This is a genomic window from Streptomyces sp. NPDC048416 (assembly GCF_043200435.1).
Lineage (GTDB): Bacteria > Actinomycetota > Actinomycetes > Streptomycetales > Streptomycetaceae > Streptomyces.
In genome coordinates this window covers 52,555-76,945 of record NZ_JBICXU010000009.1, presented here as the reverse complement: position 1 = coordinate 76,945, position 24,391 = coordinate 52,555, and the positions used below count along the sequence as shown (strand labels likewise).

Genomic DNA, 24,391 nt, shown 5'->3' with positions numbered 1-24,391 from the left:
GATAAATTGCCCGGAAAATGTTTGCCTGTCGCGCGGTGAGCCCTAATGTCGCCCCGAACCAGGGCCGCAACAGGAGTAGGGCCTCTTCAGTCGGTACGGGGTGAAGGGCACACGGGTATGCACGGGACGGTCGACGGATTCAGCTATGGCCTTGTGACGCCGGTGGCGGCGTTCATCATGGCCTGTCTCGGCGGGGCGCTCGGGCTGCGCTGCACCGCCCGGTCGGTGCTGAGCGGGCGGTCCTTCAAGGCCGCCTGGCTGGCGCTCGGCGCCACCTCCATAGGCTCGGGCATCTGGACCATGCACTTCATCGCGATGATGGGCTTCACGGTCCACGAGATGCCGCTCGGCTACGACCGGGGCATCACCTTCGCCAGCCTCGTCGTGGCGATCGTGATGGTCGGCATCGGCGTCTTCATCGTCGGCTACCGGGGCGCCACGCCCATGGCCCTGGTCACCGGGGGCACCATCACGGGGCTCGGGGTGGCCACCATGCACTACCTGGGCATGGCCGGGATCACGATGAACGGGGAGTTCGAGTACAACACCTTCGTCGTCAGCGTGTCCGTGGTGATCGCGGTGGTGGCCGCCACCGTGGCGCTGTGGGCGGCCGTCTCCGTGCACGGGTTTCTGGCGAGCCTGGGGGCCAGCCTGGTCATGGGCGTCGCGGTCAGCGGCATGCACTACACCGGCATGGCCGCGCTCAGCGTCCGGCTGCACGGCGGTGCCTCCGGCACGGCGACCGGCGGCGAGTCGCCCGCCGCCCTGCTCGCGCCCATGCTGATCGGCCCCGTCGCCTTCCTGGTGCTGGCCGGGGTGGTGGTGATGTTCGACCCGCTGGTGGTGATGGGCAAGCCGGACTGGGACAAGCGTCCGCCGCGCCAGATCCCCGTGCCCCGGCACCGCCCGTCCTTTCCCGAGCGCACCAGCTGGGCGGCGTCGGAGCCGCCGCGCGAGGGCTCGGCCTCGCCGCACGACTGGTGACCTGGAGGCGATCGGACGCCGGTTGTCAGTGGCGGGTCGTACGGTGGTTGCATGCGGCCCGTTTCAAAGATCGAACGTACGGTGGCGCCTTTCGAGGTCGTCAGTCCCTACCAGCCCAGCGGTGACCAGCCGGCGGCCATCGCCGAGCTGGAGAAGCGCATTCGTGCAGGTGAGAAGGATGTCGTCCTGCTCGGCGCCACCGGCACCGGAAAGTCGGCGACGACTGCCTGGATGATCGAGAAGCTGCAGCGCCCCACGCTCGTCATGGCGCCGAACAAGACGCTCGCCGCCCAGCTGGCGAACGAGTTCCGTGAGCTGCTGCCCAACAACGCCGTCGAGTACTTCGTGTCGTACTACGACTACTACCAGCCCGAGGCGTACGTCCCGCAGTCGGACACCTACATCGAGAAGGACTCCTCGATCAACGAGGAGGTCGAGCGGCTGCGCCACTCGGCGACCAACTCGCTGCTGACCCGGCGTGACGTGATCGTGGTGGCGTCCGTCTCCTGCATCTACGGTCTCGGCACCCCGCAGGAGTACGTCGACCGGATGGTGCAGCTCAAGGTCGGTGACGAGATCGACCGCGACCAGCTGCTGCGTCGCTTCGTCGACATCCAGTACACCCGCAACGACCTGGCGTTCGCGCGCGGCACGTTCCGGGTGCGCGGCGACACCATCGAGATCTTCCCGGTCTATGAGGAACTGGCCGTCCGCATCGAGATGTTCGGGGACGAGATCGAGGCGCTGTCCACCCTCCACCCGATCACCGGCGAGATCATCAGCGAGGACCAGTCGCTCTACGTCTTCCCCGCGAGCCACTACGTGGCGGGCCCCGAGCGCATGGAGAAGGCCGTCACCGGCATCGAGAAGGAGCTGGAGCAGCGCCTGGCGGAGCTGGAGAAGCAGGGCAAGCTCCTGGAGGCGCAGCGGCTGCGCATGCGCACCACGTACGACCTGGAGATGCTGCGCCAGATCGGCAGCTGCTCGGGCGTCGAGAACTACTCGATGCACTTCGACGGCCGCGACCCCGGCACCGCGCCGAACACCCTGATCGACTACTTCCCGGAGGACTTCCTGCTGGTCCTCGACGAGTCGCACGTGACGGTGCCGCAGATCGGCGCGATGTACGAGGGCGACGCCTCCCGCAAGCGCACCCTCGTCGACCACGGCTTCCGTCTGCCCTCGGCGCTGGACAACCGGCCGCTGAAGTGGGAGGAGTTCCTTGGCCGGATCGGGCAGACCGTCTACCTGTCGGCGACGCCGGGCAAGTACGAACTCTCCCGTGGCGACGGCTTCGTGGAGCAGATCATCCGCCCCACCGGCCTGGTCGACCCGGAGGTCGTGGTCAAGCCCACCGAGGGCCAGATCGACGACCTGGTGCACGAGATCCGCAAGCGCACCGACAAGGACGAGCGCGTCCTGGTCACCACGCTGACCAAGAAGATGGCGGAGGACCTGACCGACTACTTCCTGGAACTGGGCATCCAGGTGCGGTACTTGCACAGCGACGTCGACACCCTGCGCCGTATCGAGCTGCTGCGGGAACTGCGGGCCGGTGAGTACGACGTGCTGGTCGGCATCAACCTGCTGCGGGAAGGCCTCGACCTGCCCGAGGTCTCCCTGGTGGCGATCCTGGACGCCGACAAGGAGGGCTTCCTCCGCTCGGGCACCTCCCTGATCCAGACCATCGGCCGTGCGGCACGCAACGTCTCCGGTCAGGTCCACATGTACGCCGACCGCGTCACCCCGGCGATGGAGAAGGCCATCGAGGAGACCAACCGGCGTCGCGAGAAGCAGATCGCGTACAACAAGGAGAAGGGGATCGACCCGCAGCCCCTTCGCAAGAAGATCAGCGACATCGCCGCGAGCATCGCGCGCGAGGAGGTCGACACCGAGCAGCTGCTCGGCACCGGATACCGCCAGGGCAAGGACGGCAAGGCCGCCAAGGCGCCGGTGCCCTCGCTCGGCGGCAAGGCGACGAAGGCCGCCAAGGGGGCCAAGGGCGCCAAGAAGGAGCTCACCGACCGGCCGGCGGCCGAACTGGCGGGCATCATCGAGGAGATGACCGACCGGATGCGGGCCGCGGCAGCGGACCTGCAGTTCGAGGTGGCGGCCCGGCTGCGTGACGAGGTCGGCGAGCTGAAGAAGGAGCTCCGTCAGATGAGGGAGGCCGGGCTCGCCTGACCGGCGGGCCGCGGGGCGGCCGCGTGGTGTGCCTGTGTTGCAACACCGCCACAAAAAAGCCCTCGTGGGAGCGCGCGGCCCGCGCCACTGCGTAGGGTCGGGCCGGAGAACGTGCAACAACGCAAAGCGTGTCAAGAACGACACATGGGGAGAGGGGACAGCGCGTGACGGTCAATCTGTCCAAGGGTCAGGCCATCAGCCTGGAGAAGCAGGGTGGCGGCACCCTGACCGCCGTGCGGATGGGGCTCGGCTGGCAGGCGGCGCCGCGCCGGGGCCTGTTCGGCAAGCGGACGCAGGAGATCGACCTGGACGCGTCGGCGGTGCTCTTCGCCGACAAGCAGCCCGTGGACGTGGTCTTCTTCCGCCACCTCGTCAGCGACGACGGCTCGGTGCAGCACACCGGTGACAACCTCGTGGGCGGCGCGGGCCAGGGCGGTGACGACGAGTCGATCCTGGTCGACCTCTCGCGCGTGCCGGTCCACATCGACCAGATCGTCTTCACGGTGAACTCGTTCACCGGCCAGACGTTCCAGGAGGTGCAGAACGCGTTCTGCCGGCTGGTCGACGAGACCAACGGCGAGGAGCTGGCCCGCTACACGCTGGACGGTGGTGGCCAGTACACCGCGCAGATCATGGCCAAGGTGCACCGCTCGGGTGCCGGCTGGCAGATGACGGCCATCGGCAACCCGGCCAACGGCCGCACCTTCCAGGACCTGATGCCGGCGATCCTGCCCCACCTCTGACCGCGCCGGCCCGCGACACCGCAGCTCCCGGAGGCAGGACGCCGCCGGGAGCTGCACCGCACCCGCGTACGCACCACGCGCACGACCCATCGACCACCGCACGCGCCGCATGCACCAAACGCGCCGCATGCACCACACGTGCCGCATGCACCACACGTGCCGCATGCACCACAGGCGTCGCATGCGCGCCGCACGCACCTCACGCGCGCACGCGCCACACACGCACACGTACCACCATCAACTCGACGAGGGGACAGAGGCGATGACGGCCGAGTTGGTACGGGGACAGAATCATCCCCTGCCCCAGACCCGCCTGGAGATCCGGGTGTCGGCCGGCACCCCGGTCGTGGCGGGTGCCACGCTCGGCGACGAGCAGGGCAGGGTGCGCGGCGTGGAGCGGGTCGCCCACCCCGGCTCGCCGACCCTGCCCGGCATCGAGGTCTCCCGGCAGGCGGCGGCCGACCACCGCCTCGCCGTGGACCTGGAGGCGCTGGGCCAGACCGTGCATCGTGTCAGCGTGCTCCTCGCGCTGCCGCTCGGGGCGTCGGGGCCCAGCCGTTTCGCCGCGGTCGCCGCTCCCTTCGTCGCGGTCACCGCCCTTGACGGCACCGAGATCGCCAGCTTCACCCTCACCGGCCTCGGCGCCGAGACCGCCGTCGTCGCCCTTGAGCTCTACCGTCGCCAGGGCGCCTGGAAGGTCCGTGCCGTCGGCCAGGGGTATGCGGGCGGCCTGCCCGCCCTGCTCGCCGACCAAGGGCTGCCCGAGGCGGGGCAGTTGGCCGCAGTCGTCCAGGAGGCGATCGCGCTCGGCGTCTCCCGTTCGGTGGCGGCGCCCCCACCCCGTACGAGTGATGACGCCCGGGTGCGCGCCCCGGGTCCCGGTGTGTCCGGCGGGCCCGAGCCGGACGGCGCCGCACCTGCCGCGGTGCCCCAGCAGCCGGTCCGTGACGGCGCCCCCGTCAACTACGCCCATCCGCGGCGCCACACCGCCACTGCCACCACCACCCCGCCGCCACCGCCGCCCATCGCGCCGACCGGAGCCCCCGGCGAGCCGGCCCCGCCGGTCGCGGGGGACGCCGGCGGCTGGTCCATGGACGAGCGGCTCTACAACCAGGTGTGGGGCATGTTCGAGGACCTGGCCCGCACCGTCGCCGCCTACCGCAGCGCCGTCGACTTCGCGGACTCGCGCCGGGAGCAGGAACTGGACCGGGCCCTGTCCGACCCGCGCGGCCGCATGGGCTCCGCCGGGGAGCTGGCGCGCGAGCAGGCTCACGCCAAGCGCGAGGACCTTGTCGCGCGGGCCAGGGAAGTGCTCGACCGCGACCTCGTGCAACTGGCCGCCGAGTCGGAGGTCGTCGAGCCCGCGCTGCCGCCCGCGTACGCCCGCTGGGACAACCCGGTGTGGCACGCCTACCGGGTGCCGATGGAGATCCCCATGGCCTTGCGGATCGGCGATGTCCACCTGCCCGAGCGGCCGGAGTTGCGCATCCCCATGCTGGTGCGGCTGCCGCTGGAGCGAGGTCTGTGGATCGACGCGGGACGCACCGGCTCCGAGGCGGCCGCGTTCATGGACTCCGAGCAGGTCAAGGGCCTCGCGGTGGACACCGCCGTGGCGATCGCGGCCCGGCTGCTCGCGGTCTACCCGGCGCACGAGTTCGCCGTCCATGTCATCGACCCCGCCGGCTCGGCCGCGGCTCGGCTGGCGCCGCTCACCCGGGCCGGGGTGCTCGCCGCGCCGCCCGCCGCGGGCGCCGCGGGAGTGGCCGAGCTGCTGACTGGGCTCACCGAGCGCGTGGACCTCGTGCAGATGGCGGTGCGGGGCGGCGCGGGCGCGGACGCCCTGCCGCCCGGCATGGACACATCCGAGCAACTGCTGATCGTCAACGACTTTCCGCACGGCTTCGACGACCGCGCCCTCAACCAGCTGCGCTACCTCGCCGACGAGGGGCCTTCGGTGGGTGTCCACCTCCTGATGGTCGCGGACCGCGAGGAGGCGAGCGCGTACGGGCCGGTCCTCCAGCCGCTGTGGCGCTCGCTGCTGCGGCTGACGCCCGTCCAGGACGATCACCTCGCCGACCCGTGGGTGGGTCACGCCTGGACGTACGAGCCGCCGCTGGCGCCACCGGACAGCCGGATCCTGGAGCAGGTGCTCGGCCAGGTCGGCGAGGCCCGCGCGGCCTGGCCCCGCTAGTACGGGCCTCCAGGGCCAGCCGCCGCCGACGGCGCTACCAGTACGCGCTCCAGAGAGCTCCAGCGCCACGCGGCCTGCGAGGCCCGAGCTACGTGGCCCGAGCTACGTGGCCCGCGCCGCTCGGCCCGCGCCGCTCGGCCCGCGCCGCTCGGCCTGCGCCACGTGCCCCGCGCCGCCCGGCCCCGCCCGTACGCGTCTCCACGGCCCGCCGCCACCGCGCGGCTCTGCTCCACAAGGGCGGCTGAAAGGGCGGCCGACCACCGGCCCCACCTGGCAATTTGGCTTACCTTTACCAATTTCTTTACCTTCTCTTGGTTATTCGGTAGGCTACCTCCAGCGGAGGGGAGTACTCCCGACTGCGGCGTTCCCGTCAATACGGACCCACCGAACGGGCCCCGGGGCGCCGGCCCGCGGCGCGAGGCAAGCGCTCGGGTGGAAGAGACCTCCGGCAGCGACGACGCTGATCAGTAGCCGTACGACGCCGGAGGCGCAGTGGACGTTTCAATGACCTTGTGGGTGCTGACCATTCTCGGTCTGTGTGCCCTGATCGCGGCCGACTTCTTCATCGGCCGCAAGCCGCACGACGTATCCGTCAAGGAAGCCGGCGTCTGGACCGTGGTCTGGATCGTGCTGGCCGCGCTCTTCGGCGTCGGCCTGCTGTTCTTCGGCGACAGTCAGGCCTCGGGCGAGTTCTTCGCCGGGTTCATCACCGAGAAGTCGCTGTCCGTCGACAACCTCTTCGTCTTCATCCTGATCATGGCGAAGTTCTCGGTGCCCTCGCACCTCCAGCAACGGGTGCTGCTTTTCGGCGTGTTGATCGCCCTGGTGCTGCGGGCCATCTTCATCGCGGCCGGCGCCGCGGTCATCGCCAACTTCTCGTGGGTCTTCTACATCTTCGGCGCGTTCCTGATCTACACGGCCTGGAAGCTCATCCAGGAGGCGCGCTCGGACGACGAGGAGGAGGAGTTCGAGGAGAACCGCCTCCTGAAGTCCGTCGAGAAGAAGTTCGGCGTCGCCGACAAGTACCACGGCACCAAGCTGTTCGTGACGAAGAACGGCAAGAAGATCATGACGCCGCTGATGGTCGTCATGCTCGCCATCGGCACCACCGACGTGCTCTTCGCGATGGACTCGATCCCCGCGATCTTCGGCCTCACCCAGGACCCGTACATCGTCTTCACCGCCAACGCCTTCGCGCTGATGGGCCTGCGCCAGCTGTACTTCCTGATCGGCGGGCTGCTCAAGAAGCTGGTCCACCTCAGCTACGGCCTCTCGGTGATCCTTGGGTTCATCGGCGTGAAACTGGTGCTGCACGCCCTGCACGAGAACGGGGTGAACGTTCCGGAGATCTCCATCCCGGTCTCGCTGGGCGTCATCTGCGGCGTGCTGGTCATCACCACGATCACCAGCCTTGTCGCCGCCAAGAAGCAGACGGGCGCCGAGACGCCCCAGAAGGACAGCATCGGCGCCTGACGGCGTGCGTCGGGGCGGACCCCGCCCTCGCGCGGCGGGACGGTCTTCGGCCCGGACCCCGCCCGCGCGGGACGGATCGGTCCTCGGCCGGCGCGACGAGGCGGCTCCCTACGCGGGGGCCGCCTCCGATCCGGCCCCGGCGGCGGGCGTGATCAGCGGCTGGGGGCGGGTCTCCGGCAGCAGCGCGAAACAACCCAGACTCAGCAGCGCGAGCCCCGTCAGATACGCGGCGACACCCCACGGAGGGCCGTCACCGCGCGACAGGGCCGTCGCCACGATCGGCGTCAGCGCGCCGCCGAGCACCCCGCCCAGGTTGTAGCCGACCGCGGCGCCCGTGCAGCGCACCCTCGGCTCGTACAGCTCCGGCAGATACGCGGCGATCACCGCGAACATCGAGATGAACGCCAGCATCGCGCCCAGGAACCCGAGGAACATCAGCAGCGGCTCCGCCGTCGCGAGCAGCGCCACCATCGGGAACATCCAGACCGCCGTCGCCGCGCAGCCGGCCAGGCACAGCGGGCGCCGTCCGTAGCGGTCGCCGAGCAGCGCGGCGAGCGGCGTCAGCGCACCCATGATCGCGACCGCGGCCAGCACGCAGGTCAGCATCACGGTGCGGTCGACGCCGAGCCGTTCGGTCGCATAGGCGAGTGACCAGGTGGAGACGGTGTAGAAGACGGCGTATCCGACGGAGAGGGCTCCCGCGGTCAGCAGGACCAACCGCCCGTGGCCGCGCGCCACTTCGAGCAGGGGCAGCCTGACCGGCTCACCCATCGCGCGGAACTGCGGCGTCTCCGCCAGCGAGGTCCGCAGCAGCAGCCCGGCCAGCGCCAGCAGCCCCGCGCACCAGAACGGCACCCGCCACCCCCAGTCGCGGAACTGGGCGTCGCTCAGGCAGGCGGACAGGGTGAGCACCGTCCCGTTGGCGAGAAGGAAGCCTACGGAGGGGCCGATCTGCGGGAAGCTCGTCCACAGGCCGCGCCGGTGGGCGGGGGCGTGCTCGGCGGTGAGCAGCACGGCGCCGCCCCACTCGCCACCGAGCCCGAGCCCCTGGAGGAAGCGCAGCACCAGGAGCAGGACGGGCGCCGCGATGCCGATGGTGGCGTACGAGGGCACACAGCCGACCGCCACCGTCGCGAGCCCGGTGAGGGTGAGCGAGGCGAACATGACCGGGCGTCGCCCGTAGCGGTCCCCGATGTGCCCGAAGACGACGGATCCGAGTGGCCGGGCAAGGAAGCCGGCGCCGAAGGTGCCGAAGGCGGCCAGGGTTCCCGCGAGCGCGGAGAACGTCGGGAAGAACAGGGGGCCGAGCACGAGGGCGGCGGCCGTCCCGTACACGAAGAAGTCGTAGAACTCGATGGCGGTGCCCGCGAGCGAGGCGGCCGCGAGGCGGAGCATGGACGGGGGACCGGGGGCGGGTGTGGTGCTGGTGCGCATGGAGCGCCAACTACCCACGGTGATCAACCGTTACGGGGGCGCGCGGGAGCTCCGGGGGCGGGGCGGCGCCCTGGCAGCAGGGCGGACGCTCCGCGCGCCGGAGGCGCACAGGCCGGGCGGGCGCCGCCTGCGGACCCGATTGTCAGTGGCGGGTGCCACGATCGAGGCATGGACTTCCACGGCGCGACGAACGGACGGGTCTCCCCGGCAGGGGCGGTGGCGGGTGCGGATGCCACCGCCGTGCGGCTACCAGCCCCGTGCGTGCCACTCCGGCAGGTGCGGGCGCTCGTCACCGAGCGTGGTGTCGTTGCCGTGCCCGGGATAGACCCAGGTCTCGTCCGGCAGGGCGTCGAAGAGCTTGGCCTCGACGTCGCGGATGAGGTCGGCGAAGGCCTGCGGATCCTTCCAGGTGTTGCCCACGCCGCCGGGGAAGAGGCAGTCGCCGGTGAACACATGGGGGTGGCCGTGCGGGTCGTCGTAGATCAGGGCGATCGAGCCCGGCGTGTGGCCGACGAGGTGGCGCGCGGTCAGGGCGACGCGGCCGACGGTGATCGTGTCGCCGTCCTCGACGGCGACGTCGGTGGTCACCGGGATGCCCTCGGCGTCGTACCGCCCCGCATAGGTGCGCGCGCCCGTCGCCGCGACGACCTCGGCGAGCGCCTGCCAGTGGTCGCCGTGGCGGTGCGTGGTGACGACGGACGCGATGCCGTCGTCACCGATCAGCGTCAGGAGCGTCGCGGGGTCGGCGGCCGCGTCGATCAGCAGTTGCTCGCCGGTGTTCCGGCAGCGCAGCAGATAGGCGTTGTTGCCCATCGACCCGACCTGGACCTTGGAGATCATCAGGTCCGTCAGTTCGTGCACATCGGCGGGACCGCCGGCCTTCACCGCTCCGCTGTACGTCATGGGCTCAGCCTAGGGCCTTTCGTTTGGATCATGCCAGGCTCGCAGGCGTCGGCACCGCTCCCTGGTCCGGCCTCATCCCGACGAAAGACCCCAGGGCCGGGGTCACAGGGGGGGCAGGGCGGGCAGCGCCCCGCCGGTCGCCTTGAGGGCCGCGCCGTCACGCCGGCCCGCGAGCCATCCGACGAGGTCGGCGGCGGGGCCGCTGATCTGGACGGGGCCGGTGTCGGCGCCGCCGCCGGTGGTCCAGGTGCGGCCCGCGTGGTCGGTCAGGGTGACCGGCGGAAGGTCCTTGTGTCCGGCGAACCGTTCGGTGAGGAAGTCCGTCTCGCGGCGGACGAAGTCCTCGGAGAGATCTTCGAGTTCATAGCCGATGCCGAGGTCGACGTGGTGCAGCTCGACCTCGACGAGCCGCCGGAAGGGCACCCGGGCCGCGGCGTCGGTCACGCCGTTGCGCAGCTCGACCGTGCGCGACCAGTCGGCGGGCCGCTCGCCCTGTGCGAGGAAGGCGGCGGCGCTGTCGCGCACGTCCGCGAGCTGGACGTCCAGCGGGCGGGGCGCGTCGCGTGCGATGTCGGTGTCCCGGGCCTCGGCGCTCGCATACATGGGCCGCCCCGCCAACACCTCGGCGAGCGCGTCCGCGTTCCGTGCGACATGGGCCAGCACATGGCCGCGGCTCCAGCCGGGAAGCCGTGACGGCTCGGCGACGGATGCGTTGTCCAGTGCGGCGGCTGCGCTGAGCAGTCGTTCGGTGGCTTCGCGTACAGAGGCCAGGTCGCGTGCGTGATCAATCATGGCGCCGACGATAGCCCCGCCACTCGATCGGGTGAAGGTGGCTGGACGAGTCCGTAAATCGAATGTGCGTGCTATACGCTCGGGAATGACTCCCCTCTCGAAACCGTTGTGGAAGCTGGCAGAACCCTTCGGAACCTGTCCGGGGTTCATCCAAGAATCAACGACATCACCGTGGCGCCCCCCATACCCTGGGACGGGGGCTCCTGGAGCCCCCTGCTCTCTCTAGAAAGGTGCGGACCGGCGTGGCCGACCGTCTCATCGTCCGTGGCGCGCGCGAGCACAATCTCAAGAACGTCTCGCTCGATCTCCCGCGTGACTCCCTCATCGTCTTCACGGGTCTGTCCGGGTCGGGCAAGTCCTCGCTCGCCTTCGACACGATCTTCGCCGAGGGCCAGCGGCGGTATGTCGAGTCGCTCTCCTCGTACGCCCGCCAGTTCCTGGGCCAGATGGACAAGCCGGACGTCGACTTCATCGAAGGTCTCTCGCCCGCCGTCTCCATCGACCAGAAGTCGACCTCGCGCAACCCGCGCTCGACGGTCGGCACCATCACCGAGGTCTACGACTACCTGCGTCTGCTCTTCGCGCGCATCGGCAAGCCGCACTGCCCCGAGTGCCGCCGTCCGATCTCCCGCCAGTCGCCGCAGGCCATCGTGGACAAGGTGCTCGAACTCCCCGAGGGCAGCCGTTTCCAGGTGCTCTCGCCACTGGTGCGCGAGCGCAAGGGCGAGTTCGTCGATCTCTTCGCCGACCTCCAGACCAAGGGCTACAGCCGGGCGCGGGTCGACGGCGAGACCATCCAGCTCGCCGAGCCGCCCAAGCTGAAGAAGCAGGAGAAGCACACCATCGAGGTGGTCATCGACCGCCTCACCGTGAAGGACGGCGCCAAGCGCCGCCTCACCGACTCCGTCGAGACCGCGCTCGGTCTGTCCGGCGGCATGGTCGTGCTCGACTTCGTCGACCTGGCGGCCGACGACCCCGAGCGCGAGCGGATGTACTCGGAGCACCTGTACTGCCCGTACGACGACCTCTCGTTCGAGGAGCTGGAGCCGCGCTCCTTCTCCTTCAACTCACCGTTCGGTGCCTGCCCCGACTGCACCGGCATCGGCACCCGCATGGAGGTCGACCCCGACCTGATCGTGCCGGACGAGGACAAGTCGCTCGACGAGGGCGCCATCCACCCCTGGTCGCACGGCCACACCAAGGACTACTTCGCCCGCCTGGTGGGCGCGCTCGCAGGCGAACTGGGCTTCCGGACCGACATGCCCTGGGCCGGCCTCCCGCAGCGCGCCAGGAAGGCACTGCTGTCCGGCCACAAGACGCAGATCGAGGTCCGCTACCGCAACCGGTACGGCCGGGAGCGGGCGTACACCACCGCCTTCGAGGGCGCGGTGCCGTTCGTCAAGCGGCGCCACTCCGAGGCGGAGAGCGACGGCGCCCGTGAGCGCTTCGAGGGCTATATGCGCGAGGTGCCCTGCCCCACGTGTGAGGGCACGCGTCTGAAGCCCCTGGTCCTCGCGGTCACCGTGATGGAGAAGTCCATCGCCGAGGTCGCCGCGATGTCGATCAGCGACTGCGCCGACTTCCTCGCCGAGCTGCGGCTCAACGCCCGCGACAAGAAGATCGCCGAGCGGGTCCTGAAGGAGGTCAACGAGCGGCTGAAGTTCCTGGTCGACGTCGGCCTCGACTACCTCTCGCTCAACCGCGCGGCCGGCACGCTCTCCGGCGGCGAGGCCCAGCGCATCCGGCTCGCCACCCAGATCGGCTCCGGCCTCGTCGGTGTGCTGTACGTCCTGGACGAGCCGTCGATCGGCCTGCACCAGCGCGACAACCACCGTCTGATCGAGACGCTGGTGCGGCTGCGCGACATGGGCAACACCCTGATCGTCGTCGAGCACGACGAGGACACCATCAAGGTGGCCGACTGGGTCGTCGACATCGGCCCGGGCGCCGGTGAGCACGGCGGAAAGGTCGTCCACAGCGGCCCCTTGAAGCAGCTCCTCAGCAACAAGGAGTCGATGACCGGCCAGTACCTGGCGGGCAAGAAGTCGATCCCGCTGCCCGACCTGCGGCGCCCCACGGACCCCAAGCGCCGGCTCACCGTGCACGGCGCGAAGGAGAACAACCTCCGCGACATCGACGTGTCGTTCCCGCTGGGCGTGCTGACCGCCGTCACCGGGGTCTCCGGCTCCGGAAAGTCGACGCTGGTCAACGACATCCTGTACACGCACCTGGCCCGCGAGCTGAACGGTGCGCGCAGCGTGCCCGGCCGGCACACCCGGGTCGCCGGTGACGACCTGGTCGACAAGGTCGTCCACGTCGACCAGTCGCCCATCGGCCGCACCCCGCGGTCCAACCCGGCGACGTACACGGGCGTCTTCGACCACGTCCGCAAGCTGTTCGCCGAGACGATGGAGGCGAAGGTCCGGGGTTACCTGCCCGGCCGGTTCTCCTTCAACGTCAAGGGCGGCCGCTGCGAGAACTGCTCGGGCGACGGCACCATCAAGATCGAGATGAACTTCCTGCCCGACGTGTATGTGCCGTGCGAGGTCTGCCACGGGGCGCGCTACAACCGGGAGACCCTGGAGGTCCACTACAAGGGCAAGTCCATCGCCGAGGTCCTGGACATGCCGATCGAGGAGGGCCTGGAGTTCTTCGAGGCCGTCCCGACCATCGCACGGCACCTGCGGACGCTCAACGAGGTCGGGCTCGGTTACGTCCGTCTCGGGCAGTCCGCGCCGACGCTCTCGGGCGGTGAGGCCCAGCGGGTCAAGCTGGCCTCCGAGCTCCAGAAGCGCTCAACCGGCCGCACGGTGTACGTCCTCGACGAGCCCACCACCGGGCTCCACTTCGAGGACATCTCCAAGTTGATCAAGGTGCTTTCGGGCCTTGTCGACAAGGGCAACACGGTGATCGTCATCGAGCACAACCTGGACGTCGTCAAGACGGCGGACTGGGTCGTCGACATGGGACCCGAGGGCGGCAGCGGCGGCGGCCTCGTCATCGCCGAGGGCACGCCCGAGGAGGTGGCCTCGGTGCCGACCAGCCACACCGGCAAGTTCCTGCGGGACATCCTCGGGGCTGACCGGATCAGTGACGCGGCGCCGTCGCCGGCGCGCAAGGGCGTGAAGAAGGCGACGGCCAAGAAGGCGGTGTCCGCCGCGAAGGCCGCGCCCGCCAATAAGGTGGCGTCCAGCCGGACGGGGGCTGCCACGAAGACGGGGGCTGCCACGAAGAAGGCGGCTCCGGCGAAGAAGACGGTGCGGGCCCGCAAGGCCTGAGACCTGAGCCTCGCCCAGCCGGGTCCCACCCCGCCCCTTTCCCGGCCCCTTCCGGGGGCCGGGGGCGGGATCAGGGGGCGGGATCAGGGGACGGGGGGTCAGGGGCGGGCGGCCAGTTCGGCCGCTGTCGGGGGCTGGGCGCCCTCCCTCGCGCAGGTCAGGGCCGCCGCCCTCGCCGCGTAGCGGAGTACCGCGGGCCAGTCCGCGGCGGGCAGGTCCTCGGGGCGGGGCGGCAGGCGGTGGAGCAGGGCCGCGTTCACCGTGTCGCCGGCGCCGATCGTGTCCGCCACCTCCACCGGCTCGGCCGGGACCGAGTGCTCGGCGCCTTCCGCGGTGTACACCGTCAGGCCGGCTCCGCCCCTGGTCAGGACCACCGCCCCCGGGCCCGCCGCGAGCCACTGCCGGGGCGTCCCGCCCAGCCACTGCGCGTCCTCCTCCGACAGCTTCAGGAGCGAGACGTACGGGAGCCTGCTCCAGAACCGGGCCCGGTAGGCGTCGGCATCCGGGACCAGGCCCGGGCGGATGTTGGGGTCCAGCAGGGTGAGCACGCCACGGGCCGCCTCCCTGCGCAGCAGAGCCTCGTACGCGCTCGCCCCCGGCTCCAGCACGAGGGAGCAGCTTCCCAGCGCCAACCCGCTGACCGAGGGCGGGAGTTGGGGCGGGAGCGCGAAGAGGCGGTCGGCGGTGCCGTCCATGTAGAAGCCGTACCCGGCGGAGCCGTCCGCGGCCATCGTCGCCACCGCGAGCGGCGTCGGCTCCGGGCCGCGCTGGACCAGGGACGTGTCCACCCCGGCCGCATGCAGCCCACCCAGCAGGGCCTCGCCGAAGCCGTCCGTGGACAGCCGGGAACAGAAGGCGGCCCGCGCACCGAGCCGCCCGAGGGCCACCGCGGTGTTGTACGGGCCGCCTCCCAGCCGTGGTGCCAGCGGCCCCAGCGGATCCTCGGGGTGCTGCGGCACCAGGTCGATCAGGGACTCTCCGGCGACGACGATCACGGGCCAGAACGTAACCCATCCGCGCCTCGCGCGGGCAGCCCCGGCGAAGGGCGGCCCGGGTGCGCCGGTATCGTCGAAGGCGCAACCCGGTCCGGTTGCGACGGCCGGGTCGGCCGCGCGCCGGGCCGCGCGAGAACCAGTGACAAGTATCAGTGACAAGTACCAGTGATCAGTGGAGAAGCCATGACCGGCCAGCCCGCCGCCCGTCGCACCGTGCTGAAAGGCGCCGCCCTCGCCGGGGCCGCGGGGGTCGGCGTGGCCGCCTGCTCCACCGACTCCAAGCTCGGCCACGCCCAGAACCCCACGCCGACCGCTCCCGAGCCGCTCGGCTCGCCCGATGCGGTGCCCGTCGGCGGCGCCAAGCTCTACCGCGAGCAGCGGGTCATGGTGTGCTGCCCGGCGAAGGGTGAGTACAAGGCGTTCAGCGCCCAGTGCACGCACGCCGGCTGTCTCCTGGAGAAGATCGAGGACGGCCACGCGAACTGCCCCTGCCACGGCAGCCGCTTCAACGTGATGACCGGCAAGGCCGTCCGGGGGCCGGCCACCGTGCCGCTGCCCTCGGTGCCGGTGAAGCTCAAGGACGGCCAACTGGTGGCCGGCCCCGACGCCTGATCCCGGGAGGCTGAGCCCGGGCGCGGGACCCGGGCCCGGGATGCCCGGGCCCGATGCGCCCAGGGGCGGGACCCGAGCCCGATGCGGCCGGGCCCGATCCGCCCGGGCCTGATGCGCCCGAACCGCCGGGCCCGATGCGCCCAGGCGCGGGACCCGGGCCCGATGCGCCCGGGCCCGATGCGCCCAGGCGCGGGACCCGGGCCCGATACACCCGAACCCGATGCGCCCGGGGCTTTCGCAGGCGCGGGGCACCCGGGACCGTGCGGATGCCGGCGTGCCCAGGAGGCGGAGGCGTCACTCCCAGTCCCAGTCGATTCCCAGGATCCCGGGCCGCACCCCTTGCTCCACCAGGTGCACCGACCGGTGCCGTCCGCTGAGCGTGAGGTCGCTGCGCCCCGACCGGGCGGCGCCCGTGGAGGTCTGCGCGAAGCGGCGGCAGCGGGCCGGCAGGGCGTGCTCGTCGAACCGCACCTGGAGGACGTACTGCCCGCCGCCGAAGGCGAAGCCGCGTACGTACTCATGACTCGGGCCGCCCGTGCCGTCCTCGAAGCCGTAACCGAACAGGAACGTCTCGCCCGCCCGCAGCCGGGTGTCGAAAAGCAGCTCGGCGACCACGACTCCGCTGGCGGCGTCCCAGCGCACCCGTCCGGTGCGGCAGTTCTCGCCCGCGCGGACCTCGACCCGTGCCGGATCGCAGCCGACGTCCCCGCGATGGATGGCCAGGTAGCGGTCGACGCCGTCGCGGTGGGCCCGTACGACGTGCTGCGAGGCGCGGCCGAGGAGTTCCCGGGCGCCGCCGATGTGAATCCTTTCGTGGTGGCCGACGGTGTGCAGTCCGCCGTCCACCGGTGATTCGAGCCCCGCGATGAGCTGTTCCACCACCCCCGACGCCTCGACGAGGGAGCGATAGGAGCGCCGCCCTGCGGGCCGGTCGGCCTCGGCCGCCGCGGCGTCGTCGAGGAGGCGGAGCAACGAGTTCGCGGGCAGGCCCAGGACGTCTTCGAGCCCGCGCACCGCGCGCAGCGACTCGGGCCGCTGCGGCCGGCGCGCCCCCTGCTGCCAGTAACTCAGGCTGGTCACGCCGACTTTGATGCCGCGCCCGGCGAGATGGTGCTGGACCCGCTGGAGCGGCAGACCCCGTACGGACAGCGCGGCGCGCAGCGCCAGGTGGAAGGGGCCGGTGTGCAGCGCCTGTTCCAGGTCGGACTCGGTGTGGAGCATGAGGGGACTCCTCAGTGAACGTTCACGGTGGGGGGTGGGCGCGGCGCGGCGGCAGGTCGGGGAAAACCTGGTGGCGGGGAAGGAGCTGTTCACACTCCGGCCACTTCGTTCACACCCGCGTCCCATCCCGCATTGAAGCGCGTTGACCTGCTCTCGACAACGTCCGATGCTCAACAACAAGCGTCCGGACGCGATCTCCCACCCATCCCCACCCCCCACCCCGCCATGGGAGGAACGCGATGCGCGACAAGAAGAGACGGTTGTCGGCCCTCACCCTCGTGGTGGCGGCCCTGTTCGCCGCCCCCACGGCAACAGCGACCGCCGCCCCGCACAGCGACAAGCCGGTGCCCGCCGCAGCCGCCGCGGCGAGCACGGCCAGTTCCAAGCGCCTCAACATCACCATGCAGTCGCAGCAGAAGGACAATTGGTGCTGGGCCGGCAGTGGCAACACCATCGCCACCTGGTTCGGCCGCTCCTACACCCAGAACCAGTTCTGCAACGCCGCCTTCGGCCGCACCCAGGGCTACGACTGCCCCAACTGGCAGGCGGACCTGGGCAATGTGCAGAACGCACTGAACTGGGCGGGCATCAGCTCGGGCTCGTACGTGACCGGTTGGCTGCGGTACTCGACCGTACAGACCGAGATCAACAACAACCGCCCGATCGAGACGCGGATCCAGTGGTCGAGCGGCGGTGGCCACATGCACGTCGTGTACGGCTACGACGACGCCAACAGCTGGGTGTACTGGGGCGACCCCTGGCCCTCCAGCACCCGCTACAACTGGGCCTCGCACGACTGGTACGTCAACAACGACTCCTTCTCCTGGACCCACTCGCTGTACCGGATAGGGGCGTGAGGACCATGAAGCCGACCCGTCTCGTCCCCGCCGCCCTGGCCGTCGCGCTCGTCGGCCTCGGCGCCCCGCACGCCGTCGCCGACCAGGCGCCGCCCGCCTCCGCCTCCGCCCAGTCCAGGGCCGCGGCCGGCCAGGCCGCGTCCGCCCCCGCCACCCTCGACACGCTCTCGCGCTTCTTCGCCCGGGACGGCAAGGTGGCCCTGAAGGCCGCCGCCCCGCACATCGAGGGCGACGCGGTGCCGGTCTACACGCTGTCCCCGCAGTTCGTGGCGGGGAAGACGGGCGCCCCCGTCGCACAGCTGGAATACCTGGCCTCCACGGCCGTCTCGTCGGACGGTCAGAAGGCCTCGCTGTGGACGGTCCCGCAGGGCTCGTCCTGGAAGGTGGTCAACATAGCCACCGGCGACGACGAGTCCCGTTACGCGGCGGCCGGCGCCGCGAAGCTCCCCGGCGGCACCGTGTTCCAGGAGCCGCAGATCAACGCCTGGTACGTGGAGAAGGGCAGCAAGGTGCTGCCGCTCGACGAGGACGCCGTCAAGGCCATCGGCACCGACGGCACCACGCTGGCCCGCTACCAGAAGCGCGTCGCCACGGCGTACGGGGACAAGCTGCCGGGCTCGGCGTACGACAGGTCGGGCAAGGCGGGCGGCTATGCCGAGACGGCCCAGGAGACGCGGGCCCAGGCGGCCCAGGCGGGCGCCGTGGCCGCGGGCGGCACCGGGGGCGATTCCTCGCTGACGGTGGTGTCCGGGGCGGGCGCGCTGCTCGTACTCGGTCTCGGCGGGGCGGGGGTGCTGCGCCGGCGGAGGCGGGCGCGGCAGTAGCCCGGCGCCGGTGCGGGGCCCGGGTCACCCCGCCTCGCACCGGCTGCCCCGGCGCCCCCTTGGTCCCGGTCGCATTACACCGCGGGCCGGGTGGGCGCCGTTCGCCGTTCCTCGCGCCCCCGGACCCCGGTCGTCCGCAGGCCGTGCCCGCTTCCCGCGCAGTACCCCGCGCCCCTGGCGGTACTGGTGCCGGGCGGCGTGCCCGCTTCCGGTTGCCCGGGCCGGGCCGGGTTGTCAGTGCGCGACAGTAGGGTGGTGGGCATGGCAGACCCCTCCACCTACCGCCCCAAGCCGGGACAGATCCCCGACTCGCCGGGGGTCTACAAATTCCGCGACGAGCACCGCCGGGTGATCTACGTCGGGAAGGCGAAGTCCCTGCGCCAGCGGCTCGCCAACTACTTCCAGCCGTTGACGAGTCTGCACCCCCGCACGGCCACGATGGTCACCACGGCCGCGTCCGTGGAGTGGACCGTCGTCGCCACCGAAGTCGAGGCGCTTCAGCTCGAATACTCCTGGATCAAGGAGTTCGACCCCCGCTTCAACGTCAAGTACCGCGACGACAAGAGCTATCCGTACCTCGCGGTGACCATGAACGAGGAGTTCCCGCGCGTCCAGGTCATGCGCGGCGCCAAGAAGAAGGGCGTGCGCTACTTCGGTCCGTACGGGCAGGCCTGGGCGATCCGCGAGACCGTCGACCTGATGCTCCGCGTCTTCCCGGTACGCACCTGCTCGGCCGGTGTGTTCAAGCGCTCGGCCCAGATCGGCCGCCCCTGTCTGCTCGGCTACATCGGCAAGTGCGCGGCCCCCTGCGTCGGGCGCGTCACCCCCGAGGAACACCGCGAACTGGCCGAGGATTTCTGCGACTTCATGGCCGGGCGCACCGGCGCCCACCTCCGCCGCGTCGAGCAGGACATGATGGCCGCCGCCGAGGACATGGAGTACGAGCGGGCGGCGCGGCTGCGCGACGACCGGGAGGCGCTGCGCAAGGCGCTGGAGAAGAACGCGATCGTCTTCGCCGACGCCACCGACGCCGACCTCATCGCGGTCGCCGAGGACGAGCTGGAGGCGGCCGTCCAGATCTTCCATGTGCGCGGCGGCCGGGTGCGCGGCCAGCGCGGCTGGGTCACCGACAAGGTCGAGGCCGTCGACACCGCCGGCCTGGTCGAGCACGCGCTCCAGCAGCTGTACGGGGAGGAGACCGGCGACTCCGTGCCCAAGGAGGTCCTGGTCCCGGCGCTCCCCGAGGACGCGGAGGCGGTGAGCGGCTGGCTCGCCGCCCGGCGCGGCTCCAACGTCTCGCTGCGCATTCCGCAGCGCGGCGACAAGAAGGACCTGATGGTGACGGTTGCGCGCAACGCGCAGCAGGCCCTCATGCTGCACAAGACCAAGCGTGCCTCGGACCTCACGACGCGTTCGCGGGCCCTTGAGGAGATCGCCGCCGCCCTGGAGCTGGACAGTGCGCCGCTGCGCATCGAGTGCTTCGACATCTCGCACCTCCAGGGCGACGACGTGGTCGCCTCGATGGTCGTCTTCGAGGACGGCCTTGCGCGCAAGAGCGAGTACCGGCGCTTCCAGATCAAGGGCTTCGAGGGCCAGGACGACGTCCGGTCCATGCACGAGGTGATCAGCCGCCGCTTCAAGCGCTACCTGGCCGAGAAGGCGCGTACGGGGGAGTGGGTCGAGGAGGACGAGGACGGGGGGAGCGGCGAGGCCCCCGCTCAGCTCCCCGAGGCGCCCGCCCCGGCCCCCGGAGAGCTGCCGACGGCCGTATCCGCACCAGGGCCGGACCGGGCGCCCGGCCCGATGCCCGGCCCCGCGTCGGCGGACGCACTCGGGCCGATGTCCGGGCCTGTATCTGGTGCCGGGTCTGCACCCGCTGCCGAGCCGGCACCTGGTGCCGTGCCCGTACCCGCTGCCGAGCCTGCACCCGCTGCCGGACCCGTACCCGGAGCCGGGCCCGTACCCGGAGCCGGGCCCGTGCCCGTACCCGTGCCCGGGGACGCCTCCGGTGAAGAAACCCCGCTCAGGCCGACCTCCGGGGAAACGGCCCCGTCCAGGCCGGCCTCCGGCGAGGAGTCCCCGCTCAGGCCGACCTCCGGGGAAACGGCCCCGTCCAGGCCGGCCTCCGGCGAGGAGACCCCGCTCAGGACGGCGTCCGGGGAGGTGTCCGCGTTTCAGGAGGAGGACGGCCGTCCCAAGCGGTTCGCCTACCCGCCGCAGCTCCTCGTCGTCGACGGCGGCCAGCCCCAGGTCGCCGCGGCCAAGCGGGCCCTCGACGAGCTCGGCATCGACGACATCGCCGTGTGCGGCCTCGCCAAGCGGCTCGAAGAGGTGTGGGTGCCCGGGGACGACGACCCCGTGGTGCTGCCCCGCTCCAGCGAGGGCCTTTACCTTCTCCAGCGCGTGCGCGACGAGGCCCACCGGTTCGCGATCACCTACCAGCGGGCCAAGCGGACCAAGCGCTTCAAGGCGGGCCCCCTCGACGCCGTGCCGGGCCTCGGTGACACCCGCAAGCATGCTCTGATCAAGCACTTCGGCTCGGTCAAGAAGCTCCGGTCGGCGACAATCGACGAGATCTGCGAGGTCCCCGGCATAGGCCGCAAGACGGCCGAGACCGTTGCCGCGGCCCTCGCCGGAGCGGCCCCGGCCGCGCCCGCCGTGAACACGGCGACAGGAGAGATCATTGAAGAGGACGACGGGGGCAGTACGACATGAGTGAGCAGCACGATGAAGACCGAGACGCAGGAGTACACGTGAGTACGGGCACGACGACCGAGGCCGGCGGGGCCGATGCGCCCATCCCCGAGCTGGTGATCATCTCCGGCATGTCGGGCGCCGGGCGCAGCACCGCCGCGAAGTGCCTGGAGGACCTGGGCTGGTTCGTCGTCGACAACCTGCCGCCCGCGCTGATCCCCACCATGGTGGAGCTCGGCGCCCGCTCCCAGGGCAACGTGGCACGCATCGCCGTGGTCGTCGACGTGCGCGGCCGCAGGTTCTTCGACAACCTGCGCGAATCGCTCGCCGATCTCGACGCCAAGGAGGTCACCCGCCGGATCGTCTTCCTGGAATCCTCCGACGACGCCCTGGTGCGCCGCTTCGAGTCGGTGCGCCGCCCGCACCCCCTCCAGGGCGACGGCCGGATCGTCGACGGCATCGCCGCCGAGCGCGACCTGCTGCGCGAGCTGCGCGGCGACGCGGACCTGGTGATCGACACCTCCAGCCTCAACGTCCACGAGCTGCGCGCCAAGATGGACGCCCAGTTCGCGGGCGACGAGGAGCCGGAGCTGCGCGCCACCGTCATGTCGTTCGGCTACAAGTACGGCCTGCCGGTCGACGCCGACCTGGTGGTCGACTGCCGCTTCCTGCCCAACCCGCACTGGGTGCCGGAGCTGCGTCCCTTCACCGGCCTCAACGAGGAGGTGTCGGGCTATGTCTTCAACCAGCCCGGCGCCAAGGAGTTCCTTGACCAGTACAGCGAGCTGCTGCAACTGATCGCGACGGGCTACCGCCGCGAGGGCAAGCGGTACGTGACGGTCGCGGTGGGCTGTACCGGTGGCAAGCACCGCTCGGTCGCCATGTCCGAGAAGCTGGCCGCCCGCCTCGCCTCCGAGGGGATCGAGACCGTCGTCGTCCACCGGGACATGGGGCGCGAGTGAAGGTGTACCGCCGGCGCACCGTCGGGCCAGGTCTTCGTACCGGCCGCAAGCGGGGCGCCCAGCCCAAGGTCGTCGCGCTCGGCGGCGGCATGGGCCTTTCGGCCTCGCTCGCCGCGCTGCGCCGCATCACCGGAGACCTCACCGCCGTCGTCACCGTGGCCGACGACGGCGGCTCCAGCGGCCGGCTCCGTGACGAGCTCGGCGTGCTGCCGCCCGGCGACCTGCGCAAGGCGCTGGCCGCCCTGTGCGGCGACGACGACTGGGGCCAGACGTGGTCCCGGGTCATCCAGCACCGCTTCCAGTCCAAGGGCGAGCTGCACGAGCACGCCGTGGGCAATCTGCTGATCGTCGCCCTGTGGGAACAGCTCGGCGACCATGTGCAGGCCCTGGACCTGGTCGGCAAGCTGCTCGGCGCCCAGGGCCGGGTCCTTCCGATGTCGGCCGTCCCCCTGGAGCTCGAAGCCCTCGTACGGGGGCACGACCCGCAGCGCCCCGAGGACGTCGACACCGTGCGCGGCCAGGCCACCGTGGCCCTCACGCCCGGTGAAGTGCTCTCCGTGCGGCTGGTCCCGCACGACCCGCCGGCCGTCCCCGAAGCGGTCGCCGCGGTGCTCGACGCGGACTGGGTGGTGCTCGGTCCCGGCTCCTGGTTCTCCTCCGTGATTCCGCATCTGATGGTGCCCGAACTGCTCGACGCGCTCACCGAGACCAAGGCCCGCCGGGTCCTCTCGCTGAACCTCGCGCCACAACCGGGTGAAACCGATGGGTTCTCTCCGCAGCGTCATTTGGAGGTTTTGGGACGACACGCCCCTAAACTCGCCTTCGACGTGGTGCTGGCCGATGTGGCCGCCGTGCCCGACCGGGGGAGCCTGACCGAAGCCGCGAAACGGCTCGGAGCCGAGGTCGAGCTGGCGCCCGTGGCCAGGCTCGATGGTTCTCCGAAGCACGATCCGGAGCTGTTGGCCGCCGCGTACGACCGTATTTTTCGGATGCATGGAAGGATCGGCCCATGGCGATGACGCCGGCGGTGAAGGACGAAATTTCCCGGCTGCCCGTCACCCGGACCTGCTGCAGGAAGGCGGAGGTCTCGGCGATTCTTCGGTTCGCGGGCGGGCTGCACCTGGTGAGCGGCCGCATTGTGATCGAGGCGGAGCTGGACACCGCGATGGCGGCACGCCGGCTGAAGCGGGACATTCTGGAGATCTTCGGGCACAGCTCCGAGCTGATCGTGATGGCTCCGGGCGGCCTGCGCAGAGGTTCGCGGTTCGTCGTACGGGTCGTGGCGGGCGGCGATCAGCTGGCCCGCCAGACCGGGCTCGTCGACGGCCGCGGCCGTCCCATCCGCGGCCTGCCGCCCCAGGTGGTCTCGGGGGCCACCTGTGACGCCGAGGCCGCCTGGCGCGGCGCGTTCCTGGCGCACGGCTCGCTGACCGAGCCGGGCCGCTCCTCGTCCCTCGAGGTGACCTGTCCGGGCCCGGAGGCGGCCCTCGCCCTGGTCGGCGCCGCGCGGCGGCTCCAGATCGCGGCCAAGGCACGCGAGGTCCGCGGTGTGGACCGGGTGGTCGTCCGCGACGGTGACGCGATCGGGGCCCTGCTCACCCGGCTCGGCGCGCACGAGTCGGTGCTGGCCTGGGAGGAGCGGCGGATGCGCCGCGAGGTCCGCGCCACCGCCAACCGCCTCGCCAACTTCGACGACGCCAACCTGCGCCGCTCCGCGCGGGCCGCGGTCGCCGCCGGTGCCCGCGTCCAGCGCGCCCTGGAGATCCTGGCGGACGAGGTTCCCGAGCACCTGGCCGCCGCCGGCCGGCTGCGCATGGAGCACAAGCAGGCCTCCTTGGAGGAGCTGGGCGCGCTCGCCGATCCGCCGCTGACCAAGGACGCGGTCGCCGGCCGGATCCGGCGGCTGCTGGCGATGGCCGACAAGCGGGCCCAGGACCTCGGGATCCCCGGGACGGAGTCCAACTTGACGGAGGAGATGGCGGACGGGCTGGTCGGCTGAGCCAGGCCGTCGCCGCCCCGGGCCCCGTCGCCGCCGCGCGCCGGCCGTCCCTCAACTCGCCTCAACCGGCGCCCACTTGGTGGGCGCCGGTTCCGTTTTCGGCAGGCGCGGCCAAGGCGCGGCCAAGGCGCGGCCCAGGTGCCGCCCAGGCGCGGCGCACCGGCCGCGCCCGTACCGCGCGCCGGCGACATGCGCCGGTGACATGCGCCGGTGACATGCGGTATTGACATGATCATGAAGAGTCA

At 71.4% G+C, this 24,391-nt stretch carries 18 protein-coding genes; 13 read left to right on the top strand and 5 right to left on the bottom strand.

Going from position 1 to position 24,391, the window contains the following annotated elements; genetic code table 11:
- Positions 1-117: 117 nt before the first annotated feature.
- From ACGFW5_RS14380 to ACGFW5_RS14360, 5 genes are all read left to right on the top strand, one after another.
- On the top strand, positions 118-984 hold the full coding sequence (locus ACGFW5_RS14380; RefSeq protein ID WP_393834523.1) for an MHYT domain-containing protein: 867 nt from the start codon (positions 118-120) through the stop codon (positions 982-984).
- Positions 985-1,035: 51 nt separating this feature from the next.
- Complete coding sequence (gene uvrB, locus ACGFW5_RS14375; RefSeq protein ID WP_393834522.1) at positions 1,036-3,168, top strand: excinuclease ABC subunit UvrB; 2,133 nt, start codon at positions 1,036-1,038, stop codon at positions 3,166-3,168.
- Between the two features lie 164 nt (positions 3,169-3,332).
- Positions 3,333-3,911 carry a TerD family protein gene (locus tag ACGFW5_RS14370; protein ID WP_393834521.1) on the top strand — a complete coding sequence of 193 codons (579 nt, stop codon included), beginning with the start codon at positions 3,333-3,335 and terminating at the stop codon, positions 3,909-3,911.
- 262 nt (positions 3,912-4,173) lie between these two features.
- A complete protein-coding gene (locus ACGFW5_RS14365; protein ID WP_393834658.1) occupies positions 4,174-6,102 on the top strand; it encodes a TerD family protein in 1,929 nt (642 codons plus the stop codon).
- Between the two features lie 492 nt (positions 6,103-6,594).
- Positions 6,595-7,575 carry a TerC family protein gene (locus ACGFW5_RS14360; RefSeq protein ID WP_393834520.1) on the top strand — a complete coding sequence of 327 codons (981 nt, stop codon included), beginning with the start codon at positions 6,595-6,597 and terminating at the stop codon, positions 7,573-7,575.
- A gap of 108 nt (positions 7,576-7,683) precedes the next feature.
- Here ACGFW5_RS14360 and ACGFW5_RS14355 read toward each other — a convergent pair whose 3' ends face one another.
- The 3 genes from ACGFW5_RS14355 to ACGFW5_RS14345 form a co-directional block, all read right to left on the bottom strand.
- On the bottom strand, positions 7,684-8,970 hold the full coding sequence (locus ACGFW5_RS14355) for an MFS transporter (RefSeq protein WP_393834657.1): 1,287 nt from the start codon (positions 8,968-8,970) through the stop codon (positions 7,684-7,686).
- Between the two features lie 285 nt (positions 8,971-9,255).
- Complete coding sequence (locus ACGFW5_RS14350; protein ID WP_393834519.1) at positions 9,256-9,912, bottom strand: MBL fold metallo-hydrolase; 657 nt, start codon at positions 9,910-9,912, stop codon at positions 9,256-9,258.
- A gap of 102 nt (positions 9,913-10,014) precedes the next feature.
- Positions 10,015-10,704 (bottom strand): maleylpyruvate isomerase family mycothiol-dependent enzyme, encoded by a 690-nt coding sequence (locus ACGFW5_RS14345; protein WP_393834518.1) that lies wholly within the window; start codon positions 10,702-10,704, stop codon positions 10,015-10,017.
- Between the two features lie 242 nt (positions 10,705-10,946).
- Here ACGFW5_RS14345 and uvrA point away from each other — a divergent pair, with 242 nt between their 5' ends.
- On the top strand, positions 10,947-13,982 hold the full coding sequence (gene uvrA / locus ACGFW5_RS14340) for an excinuclease ABC subunit UvrA (RefSeq protein WP_393834517.1): 3,036 nt from the start codon (positions 10,947-10,949) through the stop codon (positions 13,980-13,982).
- Between the two features lie 98 nt (positions 13,983-14,080).
- On the opposite strand, the gene ACGFW5_RS14335 is transcribed toward uvrA, so the two are convergent.
- The gene (locus tag ACGFW5_RS14335) at positions 14,081-14,977 is read right to left on the bottom strand and encodes a carbohydrate kinase (RefSeq protein WP_393834516.1); all 897 of its coding nucleotides are present in this window, start codon (positions 14,975-14,977) and stop codon (positions 14,081-14,083) included.
- A 183-nt stretch (positions 14,978-15,160) separates the two neighbouring features.
- On the opposite strand from ACGFW5_RS14335, the gene ACGFW5_RS14330 reads away from it, so the two are divergent.
- Positions 15,161-15,589 carry a Rieske (2Fe-2S) protein gene (locus tag ACGFW5_RS14330; RefSeq protein WP_393834515.1) on the top strand — a complete coding sequence of 143 codons (429 nt, stop codon included), beginning with the start codon at positions 15,161-15,163 and terminating at the stop codon, positions 15,587-15,589.
- Positions 15,590-15,883: 294 nt separating this feature from the next.
- On the opposite strand, the gene ACGFW5_RS14325 is transcribed toward ACGFW5_RS14330, so the two are convergent.
- Positions 15,884-16,810: a hypothetical protein gene (locus ACGFW5_RS14325; protein ID WP_393834514.1), complete on the bottom strand. Its 927-nt coding sequence runs from the start codon at positions 16,808-16,810 to the stop codon at positions 15,884-15,886.
- 239 nt (positions 16,811-17,049) lie between these two features.
- On the opposite strand from ACGFW5_RS14325, the gene ACGFW5_RS14320 reads away from it, so the two are divergent.
- The 6 genes from ACGFW5_RS14320 to whiA all read left to right on the top strand — a co-directional run bounded on the left by ACGFW5_RS14320 (position 17,050) and on the right by whiA (position 24,146).
- Positions 17,050-17,667, top strand: a complete 618-nt coding sequence (locus tag ACGFW5_RS14320; protein ID WP_393834513.1) for a papain-like cysteine protease family protein — start codon at positions 17,050-17,052, stop codon at positions 17,665-17,667.
- A gap of 5 nt (positions 17,668-17,672) precedes the next feature.
- Positions 17,673-18,491 (top strand): hypothetical protein, encoded by an 819-nt coding sequence (locus tag ACGFW5_RS14315; RefSeq protein WP_393834512.1) that lies wholly within the window; start codon positions 17,673-17,675, stop codon positions 18,489-18,491.
- A gap of 261 nt (positions 18,492-18,752) precedes the next feature.
- Positions 18,753-21,206 carry an excinuclease ABC subunit UvrC gene (uvrC, locus tag ACGFW5_RS14310; protein ID WP_393834511.1) on the top strand — a complete coding sequence of 818 codons (2,454 nt, stop codon included), beginning with the start codon at positions 18,753-18,755 and terminating at the stop codon, positions 21,204-21,206.
- The gene (rapZ, locus tag ACGFW5_RS14305) at positions 21,203-22,147 is read left to right on the top strand and encodes an RNase adapter RapZ (RefSeq protein WP_393834510.1); all 945 of its coding nucleotides are present in this window, start codon (positions 21,203-21,205) and stop codon (positions 22,145-22,147) included. Before uvrC ends, rapZ begins: the two co-directional genes overlap by 4 nt.
- Positions 22,144-23,166 carry a uridine diphosphate-N-acetylglucosamine-binding protein YvcK gene (yvcK, locus tag ACGFW5_RS14300; protein WP_393834509.1) on the top strand — a complete coding sequence of 341 codons (1,023 nt, stop codon included), beginning with the start codon at positions 22,144-22,146 and terminating at the stop codon, positions 23,164-23,166. Before rapZ ends, yvcK begins: the two co-directional genes overlap by 4 nt.
- Complete coding sequence (whiA, locus tag ACGFW5_RS14295) at positions 23,157-24,146, top strand: DNA-binding protein WhiA (protein ID WP_120724474.1); 990 nt, start codon at positions 23,157-23,159, stop codon at positions 24,144-24,146. The genes yvcK and whiA overlap by 10 nt, the downstream gene beginning before the upstream one ends.
- The last annotated feature ends 245 nt before the right edge of the window (positions 24,147-24,391 follow it).

What these genes read in the sequence shown, in the direction of transcription:
- ACGFW5_RS14380 (WP_393834523.1), top strand. Translation starts at nt 118, where the DNA reads ATGCACGGGACGGTCGACGGATTCAGCTATGGCCTTGTGACGCCGGTG.
- uvrB (WP_393834522.1), top strand. Translation starts at nt 1,036, where the DNA reads ATGCGGCCCGTTTCAAAGATCGAACGTACGGTGGCGCCTTTCGAGGTC.
- ACGFW5_RS14365 (WP_393834658.1), top strand. Translation starts at nt 4,174, where the DNA reads ATGACGGCCGAGTTGGTACGGGGACAGAATCATCCCCTGCCCCAGACC.
- ACGFW5_RS14355 (WP_393834657.1), bottom strand. Translation starts at nt 8,970, where the DNA reads ATGCTCCGCCTCGCGGCCGCCTCGCTCGCGGGCACCGCCATCGAGTTC.
- ACGFW5_RS14350 (WP_393834519.1), bottom strand. Translation starts at nt 9,912, where the DNA reads ATGACGTACAGCGGAGCGGTGAAGGCCGGCGGTCCCGCCGATGTGCAC.
- ACGFW5_RS14345 (WP_393834518.1), bottom strand. Translation starts at nt 10,704, where the DNA reads ATGATTGATCACGCACGCGACCTGGCCTCTGTACGCGAAGCCACCGAA.
- ACGFW5_RS14330 (WP_393834515.1), top strand. Translation starts at nt 15,161, where the DNA reads ATGACCGGCCAGCCCGCCGCCCGTCGCACCGTGCTGAAAGGCGCCGCC.
- ACGFW5_RS14325 (WP_393834514.1), bottom strand. Translation starts at nt 16,810, where the DNA reads ATGCTCCACACCGAGTCCGACCTGGAACAGGCGCTGCACACCGGCCCC.
- ACGFW5_RS14320 (WP_393834513.1), top strand. Translation starts at nt 17,050, where the DNA reads ATGCGCGACAAGAAGAGACGGTTGTCGGCCCTCACCCTCGTGGTGGCG.
- ACGFW5_RS14315 (WP_393834512.1), top strand. Translation starts at nt 17,673, where the DNA reads ATGAAGCCGACCCGTCTCGTCCCCGCCGCCCTGGCCGTCGCGCTCGTC.
- uvrC (WP_393834511.1), top strand. Translation starts at nt 18,753, where the DNA reads ATGGCAGACCCCTCCACCTACCGCCCCAAGCCGGGACAGATCCCCGAC.
- rapZ (WP_393834510.1), top strand. Translation starts at nt 21,203, where the DNA reads ATGAGTGAGCAGCACGATGAAGACCGAGACGCAGGAGTACACGTGAGT.
- whiA (WP_120724474.1), top strand. Translation starts at nt 23,157, where the DNA reads ATGGCGATGACGCCGGCGGTGAAGGACGAAATTTCCCGGCTGCCCGTC.